Origin of the sequence: Corynebacterium sp. HMSC05E07 (genome assembly GCF_001807225.1) — a bacterium.
Classification (GTDB): domain Bacteria; phylum Actinomycetota; class Actinomycetes; order Mycobacteriales; family Mycobacteriaceae; genus Corynebacterium; species Corynebacterium singulare.
On the sequence record NZ_KV788268.1, the window covers coordinates 24,183 to 37,496 of the forward strand.

12 protein-coding genes are annotated in these 13,314 nt (G+C 62.2%); 3 read left to right on the top strand and 9 right to left on the bottom strand.

All coding sequences use genetic code 11. The features are described 5' to 3' along the window. From HMPREF3149_RS10600 to serS, 7 genes are all read right to left on the bottom strand, one after another. Positions 1-849 (bottom strand): HNH endonuclease (locus HMPREF3149_RS10600; RefSeq protein WP_246819998.1); only part of this gene is annotated, 849 nt, incomplete at its 3' end. Between the two features lie 44 nt (positions 850-893). Beyond that, positions 894-1,730: an HAD family hydrolase gene (locus tag HMPREF3149_RS10605; protein WP_210385448.1), complete on the bottom strand. Its 837-nt coding sequence runs from the start codon at positions 1,728-1,730 to the stop codon at positions 894-896. Positions 1,731-1,813: 83 nt separating this feature from the next. Beyond that, positions 1,814-3,361, bottom strand: a complete 1,548-nt coding sequence (glpK, locus tag HMPREF3149_RS10610) for a glycerol kinase GlpK (protein WP_070538045.1) — start codon at positions 3,359-3,361, stop codon at positions 1,814-1,816. A gap of 24 nt (positions 3,362-3,385) precedes the next feature. Continuing rightward, positions 3,386-4,123, bottom strand: a complete 738-nt coding sequence (locus tag HMPREF3149_RS10615) for an MIP/aquaporin family protein (protein WP_070538047.1) — start codon at positions 4,121-4,123, stop codon at positions 3,386-3,388. Between the two features lie 74 nt (positions 4,124-4,197). Beyond that, entirely contained in the window at positions 4,198-5,922 is a 1,725-nt protein-coding gene (locus HMPREF3149_RS10620; protein WP_070538049.1) for a glycerol-3-phosphate dehydrogenase/oxidase, read from the bottom strand. Positions 5,923-6,279: 357 nt separating this feature from the next. Continuing rightward, complete coding sequence (locus HMPREF3149_RS10625) at positions 6,280-8,004, bottom strand: lysophospholipid acyltransferase family protein (protein ID WP_070538051.1); 1,725 nt, start codon at positions 8,002-8,004, stop codon at positions 6,280-6,282. A gap of 89 nt (positions 8,005-8,093) precedes the next feature. Next, a complete protein-coding gene (serS, locus tag HMPREF3149_RS10630; RefSeq protein WP_070538104.1) occupies positions 8,094-9,359 on the bottom strand; it encodes a serine--tRNA ligase in 1,266 nt (421 codons plus the stop codon). 66 nt (positions 9,360-9,425) lie between these two features. Between serS and HMPREF3149_RS10635 the strand changes: the two genes are divergently transcribed. The 3 genes from HMPREF3149_RS10635 (at position 9,426) to HMPREF3149_RS10645 (ending at position 11,729) form a co-directional block, all read left to right on the top strand. Further along, positions 9,426-10,157: a GntR family transcriptional regulator gene (locus tag HMPREF3149_RS10635; protein WP_070538052.1), complete on the top strand. Its 732-nt coding sequence runs from the start codon at positions 9,426-9,428 to the stop codon at positions 10,155-10,157. Positions 10,158-10,239: 82 nt separating this feature from the next. Then, positions 10,240-11,352 (top strand): septum formation family protein, encoded by a 1,113-nt coding sequence (locus tag HMPREF3149_RS10640; protein WP_070538055.1) that lies wholly within the window; start codon positions 10,240-10,242, stop codon positions 11,350-11,352. A 29-nt stretch (positions 11,353-11,381) separates the two neighbouring features. After that, positions 11,382-11,729 (top strand): metallopeptidase family protein, encoded by a 348-nt coding sequence (locus HMPREF3149_RS10645; protein WP_070538058.1) that lies wholly within the window; start codon positions 11,382-11,384, stop codon positions 11,727-11,729. On the opposite strand, the gene HMPREF3149_RS10650 is transcribed toward HMPREF3149_RS10645, so the two are convergent. Together HMPREF3149_RS10650 and pheA are read right to left on the bottom strand one after the other, a co-directional pair. Beyond that, on the bottom strand, positions 11,726-12,373 hold the full coding sequence (locus HMPREF3149_RS10650; protein WP_070538060.1) for a histidine phosphatase family protein: 648 nt from the start codon (positions 12,371-12,373) through the stop codon (positions 11,726-11,728). The genes HMPREF3149_RS10645 and HMPREF3149_RS10650 overlap by 4 nt on opposite strands. 10 nt (positions 12,374-12,383) lie before the next feature. Continuing rightward, positions 12,384-13,292: a prephenate dehydratase gene (gene pheA / locus HMPREF3149_RS10655; RefSeq protein WP_070538062.1), complete on the bottom strand. Its 909-nt coding sequence runs from the start codon at positions 13,290-13,292 to the stop codon at positions 12,384-12,386. Positions 13,293-13,314: the final 22 nt, after the last annotated feature.

Here is a 13,314-nt window from a genome sequence, read left to right on the forward strand (position 1 = left end):
CACCAGGTGATGCACCTGGGCAAAATCAGCAGGCTTATTACAGCCTTCCCTTGCACACGTGGGATGCTCCGCACTAGCCATCATGCGCTGCTCAAACCCAGCTAAGCGTTTCAGGCGGTGTAGCCATACCGGCCCAATAGTGGGATGGACTAAGGTGACGTAGCCGATTTCAGCAAACTTATAAGTCAAAAACTCCCGCCCAGTCATACGCCCACCATTGGTTAACTCCAGCACGATGTCGTCACCGTCACCGGAGATAATCTTGTCGAGCTTATCCAAAGTCACCACCACACTGGTGAGCACGGCAGGTTTAGAACCACCATGCTTGTCGTTGAAGAAGACTTGTTTAGTCGCTTCCAGCAGGTTGGTCTTATCGATGGATTCTAAGGTGCCGTGCATTTCGGTAATCATCAACGGATCACCAGTAATAGTCAGTGAATGCGGACCTTGTTTGCGGTAGGTCATGCGCACCCCAGGTTTCGGCACACGCTTAGGCTTAAGTTCCTTCAACCGCTTGGTGCCCACGGCTGGGATGTTGTGTGCCGGGGTGCCAGCTAATTTGATGCGTAGGTTCCAGGCATCCAGCTGGTTTGTCAGCTTGGCAGTGTAGGACTCAATGAGGCTGAGCGTGGCCACATCATGGCCCTGGTCCAGGGCACGCGCACGAGCGGTGCGCTGTTTACCCGTGAACTTGGTAGCACCGAACCAGACGTGGTGCAGGCGTGCCAATTCGGCGGCATCAGCCGGTGCGGCACCAAGTGCGCGTAAGTGTTGTTCTCCTCCTTCCGCTTGCCCCACCAACGTGATCCCCGAGTTACGGAAGGAGAAATAGGTCTCTAAATCCCCCATGGGAAGGAGACTAAAGCACCCTAGAAAACCCCGCAACCGGAAGACTAAAACCAGTGCTCAAGCACTTTCGCCACGCCGGATTGGTGGTGTGGGAGGGTGGTGGCATCGGAGACGTCGACAAGCGCGGGGTCCGCATTCTCCATGGCCACGCCGAAACCAGCCCACTCCAGCATCTCAATGTCATTGGGCATATCGCCGAAGGCAATGATGTCCTCGCGGGCGATGTCGTGGTGCTCCGCCAGCCACTGAATGCCACGGCGCTTGGTCACGTTCGGTGCGGCAACCTCCAACACACCTTCCGACATCGAATAGGTCACGTGGGCCAGCTCCGGGTCAATGTGCGGGGCGAGCAGCTCATAGAGTTCAGGCGCCGAATAGTCGGTATTGCGGATGAGTAATTTCACGGCTGGCTTCGCCACCAACTCCCCCACGCTTACTAGGCCAAAGCCTTCGAACAGCGCATTCTCTGAATAATGGGATTCCACCACGAAAAGCTCCTCGACGGGATCGAGCAATGAGCCCCCGGCGCGCTCCGCGCCGAAGCCCGCGCCGCCAAGGGGCTGGAGAACTCGGCTGGCAACGTTGACAGTCTCAGCAAGCGCCTCAGGGGAAAGTTCGTGCGCGGAGAGGACGCGGTCTTCGGCGGAATCATAGATCACCGCACCGTTGGAGGTCACGCACACCGGGCGCACGGGGAGCTGCTCCAAGACCGGCATAATCCAGCGGAAAGGCCGGCCAGTGGCGAGGGCGAACTCGGCGCCAGCAGCAACCGCGCGGGACACTGCTTCCCGGTTACGCTTGGGCACGCGGTGGTTCCGGTCCAACAAGGTGCCGTCAATATCGCTCACAATAAGGCGCGGCGCGCGCTCCGGGAAAGTCATAACCATGAGTCTACGTCAGGGGGCTAGAACGCGAACGCGGCCGTGACGAGAGAACTCATCACGGCCGCGGGCAACGTTAGTGCTTAAGCAATCACGTCGTCATCGTCCACGTCTTCCCAGTTGAGGGAACGCTTGATGGCGCGCTTCCAGTCGCTGTACAGAGCCTCGACCTCATCCTTGTCGCGCTGCGGCTTCCACACCTTGAAGTCGCCCTGCTGGGAGCCCAGGACGCTGAGGTCGTCCCAGAAACCGGAATCTAGACCGGCGGCGAAGGCCGCACCGGTGGCGGTGGTCTCCACGTTCTTCGGGCGGTGCACCTCCACGCCGAGCATGTCTGCCTGGAACTGCATGAGCAGTTCGTTCATGGTCATGCCGCCGTCGACGCGCAGCTCGGTGATCTCCACGCCGGAATCAGCCACCATGGCGTCGGCGACGTCACGGGTCTGGTACGCGGTGGACTCGAGGACCGCGCGGGCCAGATGCTTGCGGTTGGCGTAGCGGGTCAAGCCCACGATGACACCGCGGGCATCCGGGCGCCAGTACGGCGCGAACAGGCCGGAGAAGGCCGGGACGATGTAGACACCACCGTTGTCCTTGACCTCACGGGCCATGTTCTCGATGGAGGAGGAATTCGGGATGATCTGCAGGTTATCGCGCAGCCACTGCACCAGCGAGCCACCCATGGAGACAGAACCCTCGAGGGCGTAAATCGGGCGCTCGCCCTCGCGCTGGAAGCAGACGGTGGTGAGCAGGCCGTTCTCGGAGAACTTCGGGGTGGTACCGGTGTTGAGCAGAAGGAACAGGCCGGTGCCGTAGGTGTTCTTCGCAGAACCCGGGCGGAAGCAGCCCTGGCCGAACATTGCGGCCTGCTGGTCACCGAGGATGGCGCGAATCGGCACGCCGGACAGGGAACCGCGCTCACGGACGGTGCGGAAGTCACCGAGGGACGGACGAATCTCCGGAAGCATGGAGGTAGGAATACCCATCTCCTTGCACAGCTCCTCATCCCACTCGAGCTTCTCAATGTCCATGAGGAGCGTACGGGAAGCGTTGGTGACATCGGTAGCGTGCAGGGCTTCCTGACCGTTGTCGCCATCGGCGCCACCGGTGAGGTTCCACAGCAGCCAGGTGTCGATGGTGCCGAAGAGCAGCTCACCGGCCTCGGCACGTTCACGGGCGCCGTCGACGTTGTCGAGGATCCACTTCACCTTCGGGCCGGCCGGGTAGGAGTTGATGATGAGACCGGTGCGGCGACGCCACTTGTCCGCGCCCTCGTCGCCGGCGAGTTCCTTACAGATCTCGGTGGTGCGGGTGTCTTGCCAGACGATGGCGTTGTACACCGGCTTGCCGGTCTTCTTGTCCCACACCACGGTGGTTTCACGCTGGTTGGTGATACCGAGGGCGGCGATGTCCTCAACGTTGATGTCAGCGTTGGCCAGCGCCTCACCGACGGCGCGGCGGGTGTTGCTCCAAATCTCCTCTGGGTCGTGCTCAACCCAGCCCTTTTCCGGGAAGATCTGCTCATGCTCCAGCTGGCCGACGGCCACCTGCTCACCGTCGTGGTCAAAGATGATGCAGCGCGTGGAGGTGGTTCCCTGGTCGATCGCTGCGACGTAGCTCTTGGTAGACATAGTTTTCTCCTTGTCGGGATGTTGTTAGAGAGCCATGGACAACAGGCCAATAGCCACGGCCGACAGCATCGGCGCGACGACCGGAACCCAGGCATAGCCCCAGTTTCCGGTGCCCTTGTCCTTGATGGGGAGGATGAAGGCGTACATGATGCGAGGGCCGAGGTCACGGACCGGGTTGATGGCATAGCCCGTGGGGGTGCCGAGGGACAGACCGACGGACACAACAACGAAGGCAACGCCGAAGTAGCTCAGCGGGCCAAGTTCGCCGCCGGCTGGGCCGAAGGCAATGAACATGAGGAGCACGCAGGTAGCGATGAACTCGGTGACCGCGTTCCAGCCATTGTTCGGGTGGGCGGGGTTGGTAAAGAAGATGCCGCCGGTCGTGGCGTTAGCGCCAGTGGTGTTGCCGGCGTCGTCGACATTGTTGGCGTCGAAAAGCTGCTTGAATGCGGCCCAGGCAAGGAATGCACCAACCATCGCGCCCAAGATCTGGCCCAGGGCGTAGTAGGGCACGAGGCTCCATTCAAGCGAACCGTTCACCGCGAGCATGAGAGTCACGGCTGGGTTGAGGTGGCCGCCGGAGGGATCAGCCACGCTGGCGCCGACGAAGACCGCCATACCCCAGCCGAGCGCGATGACTATCCAGTCTGCGCCGCGCGCACCCGAGGTGCGCAGGTTAACTACAGCGCATACGCCGTTGCCGAGCAGGAGCAGCAGCGCAGTGCCGATGAACTCCCACAGGAATGCATCCATTCCGGTCATTGTGTTGTCCTTTCTTATCTGCCTAGGCCAAGGGCCCAGCGAGAGGTCGCTGCTCCCGCTGGGCCCTCAATTTTTTAGGCGTCTGCCTGGGTGGCGCGTGCGCTGCCCGCACGCTCCAGAATGTCATTCGCCTCACGGTCAGTGAGTGCGGCCTCGGCGGCAAGCTCCGCCTCGGTGTGCTGCTTGAATTGGGAAACCTCGCGCTCGATGTCGCTCTGGTCCCAGCCCAGCAGCGGCGCGACGAACTCAGCAATAGGCTGAGCAGCGGCAACGCCACGGTCGGCGAACTCGATGGCCACGCGCAGACGGCGGGACACGATGTCGTCGATATGCAGAGCGCCCTCGTGGGTGACGGCATAGCGAACCTCAGCCCAGATGTAGCTCTCGGCACCCGGCACCGGCTCGAGGAGCGAGGAGTCCTCGGCGGCAGGTGCCAGGACCTCATCGATGAGGGAGCCATAGCGACCGAGCAGGTGCTCGATACGGTCCTCGCTGAGGTTGTAACGGCGAGCCAGTGCTGGGAGCTGGTTGGCCAAGGCATGGTAGCCGTCCGCACCCAGAATCGGGGTGCGCTCCGTGATGGATTCTGCAACCTTAGTACCCAGCTCCTTAACAGCCAGGTCCACGGCGTCCTTACCAATCACGCGGTAGGTCGTGTACTTACCACCAGCAACGGAGACGAGGCCCGGGGCTACGCGGGCAACGGCGTGGTTGCGGGAGAGGTTGGTGGTGGAGTCGGACTTACCAGACAGCAGCGGGCGCAGACCGGAGTAGACACCGACGATGTCATCGCGGGTGATCTTGTTGCGCACGCGCTGGTTGACCTGGTCCAGGATGTAGTCGATATCTGCCTTGGTCGGGGCCGGATCCGGCAGGGACAGGCCCTTCTCCCAGTCAGTGTCAGTGGTACCAATGATCCAGTACTCGCCCCACGGGATAACGAAGAGCACAGACTTTTCGGTGACGAAGCAGAGCGCAGCGTCAGCATCGAGAGCGTCCTTCGGGACGACGATGTGCACGCCCTTGGAGGCATGGACGGTGAACTTGCCTTCGGCGCCGGCCATCTCCTGAATCTTGTCGTTCCAGACACCGGTGGCGTTGATGAAGACCTTGCCGCGGACGGTGCTCTCGCGGCCGGTCTCGAGGTCACGGACGTGAGCGCCGGTGATGCGGCCACGGTTGTCCTTCTCGAAGCCGGTGACCTCGGTGCCGGTGCGCACGCTAGCGCCGTACTCGGCGGCGGTGCGCAGGACGGTCATGGTGTGGCGGGCGTCGTCGACAAGCGTGTCGTAGTAGCGGACACCACCAACAACGGCATCTTCCTTGAGGCCCGGGGTTACCTTGAGCACGCCCTTGCGGGTGAGGTGCTTCTGCATGGGAACGCTCTTGGCGCCGCCCATGAGGTCATACAGGGTGAATCCGCCGAACATCATGACACGCTCCCAACCGCGGTGGGTCAGCGGGAAGATGAACTTCAGCGGCTTCACCAGGTGCGGAGCCAGGGTGGACATGTTGAGCTCGCGCTCCTTGAGGGACTCAGCCACCAGGCGGAAGTCGAACATAGCCAGGTAGCGCAGACCACCGTGGAACATCTTGGAAGAACGCGACGAGGTGCCGGCAGCGAAATCGCGGGCCTCGACAACGGCCGTCTTCAGACCGCGCGTAGCTGCATCGACGGCGGCGCCGGCACCGACAGAACCGCCACCGATGATGACAACGTCATAGTCCTCAGTGGAGTAGTCGTTCCAGGCCTTTTCAAAATACTCGGGGTTGAAGCTGTGATTACTCGTCGTGGTCATGATTGACCAAATCTCCTCTCTCGCTGCTTACTACTGCGCGGAGCCAGAAGGTTCTGTTCAAGTGACAAAGGCGCAGCTCAAAGCAAGTGTTGCTCATCCACCGCCCAGATTCGATTCCGCAGCGTTGAACACCGTGATCGCCCTTCCGCGCGGGACGGATGAAGAAGAAGTTTTCTCCCAAATCCAATGTTATAGGTCACCTCAATTTCCTTCTGGAGACGCTACTCACACGTAGGTTCCGGTGAGGTAAGCAGGACTTTTGCACCCAATTCGGTAGGGTCGCAAAACGAAAAATACCCCCATCAGGGGGCATTAAAGGGGCAGGGGCTGCGTCAAATAAGTGGGAGATGTCCTGACTTATTTCTTTTTCGGCTGCTGCAGGCGAGCCATTGCCTCGAGAACTTCCGCGATTCCGAAGCGCTCCGCCGAATAGGTCACGGCCTGAGCCGCCTTAACTACCTCAATGGGCGCGGTTTCCAGGGCCACCATGTGCACAGCAACTCCCTCTCCACCCTCGGCAAAGGTCTCATCGCCCGGCTCGTTGGCAAAGAAAAGCAGGTCCTTGGGTTCAGCGCCAATCTTCTTCACCACAGCTGCGAGCCCCTCTGCCGGTGAAGCCGCCGTAACGACATCGCCGCCAGGGGCATCGTTGAACTGCACGGCCTCTGCGCGCTCGCTGCAGGCAATGCGCCACACGGTCTGCGGAACAGCGTCCAGCGCTGCGGCATCGAGCACCGAGCCCTGCTGCGAAATGATAACCAGCTCTTCTGCCTGCGGGTGCAGTTCAGCCAGTGCCTCCTGCAGGCGTTTCGAGACTTCGCCGCCCTCCATGCTCAGCGCACTTTGATCTGCCACAATCACGCGCGGGACCGCCGAGTACTCAGCCTTGATGCGGTGCGGGAGGCGGGACACAATGAGGCGCGACTGCGTTGCCGCAGAGAGCAGGCCCTGTTCCACAACCGAGCCCGCAAAAATCTCCTTGCCGCTCGCCGTCATGGAAGCCTGAGCCTCAGCAACGTCAGACTTCAGCTGCGCCATCACCTCGGTGACCTTCTCGCGTCCTTCTTCCAGGCCACGGGTAGCTTCTTCAACGACGGAGTTGAGGTTCTCCTTGATCCACTCCAAGGTTTCCGGCGCGGTGCGGGGACGATCCTTGCCTTGGTCGGGGTCGGTGGTGGCGGTAGGGGGGACGTCGCCAAGCGCGGCGTCAGCATCGGCAGCCTCAGGCGTGGAGGACTTCATCAGCGCCATGCGGTCGCGCACAAGCTCAATGGTGGCCGCAGACACGTGCCCTTTGAGGCTGGTCAGGTCATCACGAAGCCTGCGCACGCGATAGCGCTCGCTTTCCACTTCAGTGTCCTGGGCCTCGGCCTCCTCCAAAGTCGGCGCGCCGCCCCCCTTGCGCGCGGGCACCCAATACTCGCCCGCCGGCATTGGGCCAAACTCGGCCTCATACTGTTCCCAGAGGCCCTCCAGCGCGTCCTGCATGCGGCGGCGCACTTCAGCGATGTCCGCATCATGATCGCCCGTGGTGTAGTACGGCTCCAAGGCCGTGATGAGGATCGGGGTTTTCGTGCGGCCCAGGTGCTTCTTCTGGCCCTTGGTCCACAAACGCTGCGAGCCGAAAATCACCTGCGGAATGATGGGCACACCCGCGGCATGGGCAATCCGCGCGGCCCCATTACGCATGCTGCGGATCTCAAAGCTGCGAGAAATCGTGCCTTCCGCGAAGACGCCCACGAGCTCGCCGTTCTTAGCCAGCTCGGTGCCCTTAACAATGGCCGCACCACCATCGATACGGTCCACCGGAACGTGGCCCATCATCTGAAAGAGCTGTCCCACCACGGGGGCCTTAAAAACGGAAGCCTTGGCCAAATAGCGCACAAGGCGCTTCTTGCGGTACGCCAGGAAAGCCCCGAAGAGGAAATCCATGTAACCGGTGTGATTGCACACGATCACCGCGCCGCCTTCATCCGGGATATTCTCCACACCCGACAAACGCATCTTCAACCCTTGGGCCAAGGTCAGCCCGCGACCTACGTGGGTAATCTGCCGGTAGACAACGTTGCTCACAGCGCTCATGGTGCTCCAAACAGGTAAAGACTCTCGCCGGCCCAAGGCGGCGAGGAGGGACAGGGGGGCGCTGCGCACGAAACCTCGCGCGCAGCGTTCTACTGGGAGTTTACGGGGTGAAGCACGTCCTTGCCTACGAAAGGACGCAAAGCCTCAGGAACCACGACCGAACCGTCCGCTTGCTGGTGGTTTTCCAGGATGGCCACGAGCCACCGGGTGGTGGCGAGGGTGCCGTTGAGGGTAGCGGCGTACTGAGTCTTGCCGTTCTCATCGCGGTAGCGCGTGGACAGGCGGCGGGCCTGGAAGGTGGTGCAGTTCGACGTTGAGGTCAGCTCGCGGTAGGTCTCCTGCGTAGGCACCCACGCCTCGTTGTCGAACTTGCGAGCAGCGGAGGAACCGAGGTCTCCGCCGGCGATGTCGATGGTGCGGTAGGGCAATTCCATCGCAGCCAGCATGTCCTTTTCCATGGTGAGGAGCTTCTGGTGCATCTGCTCTGCCTCTTCCGGCTTGCAGTAGACAAACATCTCCAGCTTGTCGAACTGGTGCACGCGCAAAATGCCACGCGTGTCCTTGCCATGAGATCCGGCCTCGCGGCGGAAGCAGGAGGACCAGCCGGCGTACTGCACCGGACCATTGGACAGGTCGATGATTTCATCCTTGTGGTAACCAGCAAGAGCTACCTCGGAGGTTCCGACGAGGTACAGGTCATCCGCCGGGAGGTAGTAAATTTCATCCGAGTGCTGACCCAGGAAGCCGGTTCCCTGCATGACATCTGGGCGCACGAGCACCGGCGGCACCATGAGGGTAAAGCCAGCCTCGCGGGCCTTCTGTGCGGCCAGCATGAGCATGCCCAGCTGTAGGAAGGCACCATCGCCGGTGAGGTAGTAGAAGCGGGCGCCGCCGACCTTGGCTCCCCGTTTGACGTCGATAAGCCCCAGCGATTCACCCAACTCCAGGTGATCCTTCGGTTCGAAGTCGAACTGCGGCTTCTCGCCTACTTCCTCAATGATGACGAAGTCATCCTCGCCACCGGCCGGCGCGCCTTCAACCACGTTCGAGAGCTGGTACTGCAGCTCCTCCACCTTGGCCTCTGCAGCAGCCGCTTCCTCGCCGGCTGCCTTGACCTTCTCCTTGAGCTCGTTGGAGCCCTCGAGCAATGCTGGGCGTTCCTCCGGGGAGGCTTGGCCAATCTTCTTGCCAAAGGCCTTCTGCTCCGAGCGCAGCTGGTCCGCCTTCACAATCGCCGCGCGGCGCTGCTCATCGGCAGCGAGTAGCTGGTCCACCAGCGCGGGATCCTCCCCACGGTTGACCTGGGACGCGCGGACTACATCGGGGTTTTCGCGAAGAAACTTGAGATCAATCACGCCGAACAGTTTAGCGCACAGCGAAACCTTTGCGGTGGTCATAACCAGTGGCATATCATAGGTGTTATGGCACCTCACATCATCACCGACGGCCCCGTGCCCAAGCACGCGCAGCTGCGGGATATTCTTTCCGAGCTCTGCCGCACCACACTCAAGCCCGGTGACATCCTGCCCGGCGAACGCATTCTGGAAGAAACCTATGGTGTCTCCCGCATTACGGTGCGCCGCGCCATTGGGGATTTAGTGGCGGAAGGCCGCCTGCGCCGCGTGCGCGGCAAAGGCACGTTCGTGGCCCCGAATCCGCTGGTCTCCCGCCTCCATTTGGCATCGTTCTCCGATGAGATGGGCCTGCAAAAGGTCACGGCCTCCTCGAGGATCCTGCTCGGTGAGCGCAGTACCGCGCCCGAGGACGTGTGCGAATTCTTTAACACCGAGTCCACCGTGGCCCATACTCACCTGCGCCGCCTGCGTCTGGGCGATGGCGAGCCTTATTCCATTGATGATGGCTGGTACAACTCCACCTTCGCGCCCACGCTGCTGGAAAATGATATTTACAACTCCGTCTACGCCATTCTGGGCTCGACCTTTGATGTCCCCATCACGGAGGCCGAACAAACAGTGACGGCAGTGGCGGCAGATGAGGAGATTGCCGCGCTTCTCGACGTCCCCCCAGCTACCCCCCTCCTCCACATCACCCGCTTCGCCCGTTCCGGGGATCGGCCCGTGGAGTGGTGCTCCTCCGTTTATCGCACCGACCGCTACCGCCTGACCACCCGCGTCGCCCGCGCCGTGGACTAAGCAGCCCTGCCCCCCAGTTTCACGCCCCGAATAGTCGCCGGAACGAAGCGAGTACAGCGAAGGGAGTACTATGGGGAGTTCTATGAGCACTTCTTCTGCATGGCGCTCCGCCTCCGCCATCCGCGTCGTCCTCGTGGCCGCCTTGGCTGCGGCCGCCTTTCTGGCTGCCTACGGCGTGTTTAGCGGCGAGTCTACCGGCACCGATTCCGCGGCGAGCGAGTCCGCCACCCCCAGCGTTGACGGCAGCCAGGCCGCCGATCCTTCGGCCCCGCCTGCACAGGCCGCGTCTTTCACCAGTGCCTCCGCCGGCGCATGCGTGACGTGGGATATCGCAGAGGATGGCACGGCCACCGGCTTTGAGCAGACCAGCTGCGACAAACCGCACCGCTTTGAAATCTCGGCCCGCGAGGACCTGAGCGCCTACCCCACCAGTGAGTTTGGCCGCAACGCCGAGCGCCCCGACATTACCCGCCAAAACGCCCTCCGCGATGAGCTCTGCGAAGCCCCCACGGTGAGCTACCTCAACGGCAAATGGGACCCGAATGGTCGCTATGACATCGCCTCCATCTTGCCGCCAGCAGCCTCCTGGGAGAAGGGCGACCGCACCTTGTTGTGTGGCCTGCAGACCACGGACTCGGCAGGCATTCCACAGGAGTCCACCGGCAAGGTGTCGGAGGTGGACCAGGCGGTCGTCGCCAAGCCCGGCGAATGCCGCAAGGTTGATGAGAATAAGGTGATCAGCACCGTTCCCTGCGCCGAGCCGCACCAGATGGAGACCGTCTCCGTCATCAACGTGGCCGAGCGTTTCCCCGGTGGCTACCCAAGCGATGAGGAGCTGGACAAGCACCTATCTGAGACGTGCACCCAAGATGCCATGGATTACCTCGGTGGCGAGGAAAACCTCTACCAATCCACGCTGCAACCGTTCTGGGGCGCGCTCACCCGCGAATCCTGGGAAGGCGGTTCGCGCTCGGTGAATTGCTCACTGATCCACGTCAACAATGGTTTCTTCTCCACCGTGACGGGCTCCGCCAAGGACGGTCGCGACGGCCTGAGCATTGACGGCGCCCCGCCCACCGAGCAACCCAAGCGCAACCCCCTGCGTGATCCGAATGCCCAGCCAGGTGACACGAACCCTTCCGAGACCCCGGCTGATCCCGCAGCACCTGTCGACGTCCCAGTGGCGGCGCAGTAAACGGCCCCAATCATTACGAAGGAGCAGCGATGTACGAGGTCAGCGAGGAACGCTTCGAAGAGCTCGTGGGCGAGGCCCTGGACAAGATTCCAGACAAGTTCGTCGACCAGATGCGCAACGTTGTCATCCTCGTAGAAGACCAGCATCCGGAGAACCCGAACCTCCTCGGCCTCTATGAGGGCGTGATGCTCACGCACCGCACGGCGACACACACCGGCTACCTTCCGGACACCATTTCTATTTACCGCAAGCCGCTGCAGTCCATCAGCAACTCGGAAGAGGGGCTAGCCCACGAGGTCATGGTGACCGTCTTTCACGAGGTGGGCCACTATTTCGGTTTTGAGGAGAACCGTCTCCACGAGCTCGGCTGGGGCTAAACCTCGGTGTCCGCCCAGCGCTTGAGCGTCCAGTGGCCAAAGGGCTGGCCCTGCGGCTCCATGAGGGTAAAACGGCAGTTCGGCATGTAGCCGGTGTAAGCGAAGTCTGGATCGACGCCGCACGCATGGGTCGTGACCACGCGGATGGCAGCGCCGTGGCTCACCACGACGACATCGTCGTCATCATCAAGCTCCTGCGCAATATCCTCCAGCACCGGCTGGTAGCGCTCCAGTACATCCGCGTAGCTCTCGCCGCCTGGCATACGGGACTCAGCGTCACCGTCGAGCCAGCCGCGCAAGGCCACCATGTATTCGCGGTGGGTATCCTCGCTGCCGCTCATTTCGTGTTCGCCGGCGAAGACCTCATGCAGGCCTACGCGGACCTCCACTGGGACATCGCGCTCATCGGCAGCCTCGGCATAGGTGCGGGCAGCCAGCATCGCGGTCTGCTGAGCACGCAGCGCGATCGAGCAGATGAAGCGCACGCGGCGGCCTTCACACAGCTCCGCCAGCTCGCGGCCGACATCCTCTGCCTGGCCGCGGCCACGCTCGGTGAGCTCGGCACCTGGCGGGCGGGTATCCATGATGCGGTCAATGTTGGAAAAGGTCTGGCCGTGGCGCAGGAGGATGATTCTTCCGGTCATGCTTCACACATTATTGCCCGGTGCGCGCCTTCGCTACCCATTCATCGGCCTGTTTCAGGCGGGCAAGATCCAACTGGGGCGTTGACGTGGCCACCGCCGAAGGCCATGAACCAACGAAGACAACCTCCTCTGCGCGCAACCACAATGCCCGCAATGCCTCCGCCACAGGCTGGTCCTCGATGTGCCCGATGAGGTCGGCGTGGAAGCGGTAGTTGCCAAAGACGGTGCGCAGCGGCCTTGACTCGATGCGGGAAAGATCCACCCCGCGGTGCGCGAATTCCTGGAGGGCACCGACCAGGGAGCCAGGCTCATTGGGCAGAGTGAAAATGACGGATGTCCTGTCGTGTCCGGTGCGCGCGGTGGGTCTGCCGGCAGGGCCGACGAGCACGAAACGTGTGGTTGCGCCCGCCACGTCCGCGACATTCTCCGCTAGTGATTCCAGTTCAAAGATCTCGCCCGCGCGCGCGGGGGCCGCAGCGGCATCGACCTCACCGCGCGCCACGGCTTGGGCCGCCGCGCCATTCGAGGCTGCCGGAACGTACTCCACGCCCGGCAGGTTCTCCTCCAACCAGCCCCGCACCTGCTGATAGGCCACGGGATGGGTTGACAATGTCTTAATCTCCTTCGCATCCTGTCCGCGGGTGAGGATGGAGAAAGACACGGGAAGGTCCACTTCGCGGTAAATCTGGACTGGCGTTCCATCCGCAAGCGCATCAAACGTGGCCGTGACCGGGCCGTCCACGGAGTTCTCGATGGCCACGCAGGCATAGTCTGCCTTTCCCGAGCGCACCGCTGCAAGGGCCTCCTTGGGCGAACCGACCGGAAGCGGTTGGGTCTCACCAAGGTCTGCGGCGAAGCGCTGCATCGCCGCCTCCGTAAACGTTCCGGCGGGACCAAGGAATGCGATGGTGGTGCTCATGCACGCAACTTTAGCCCACTAG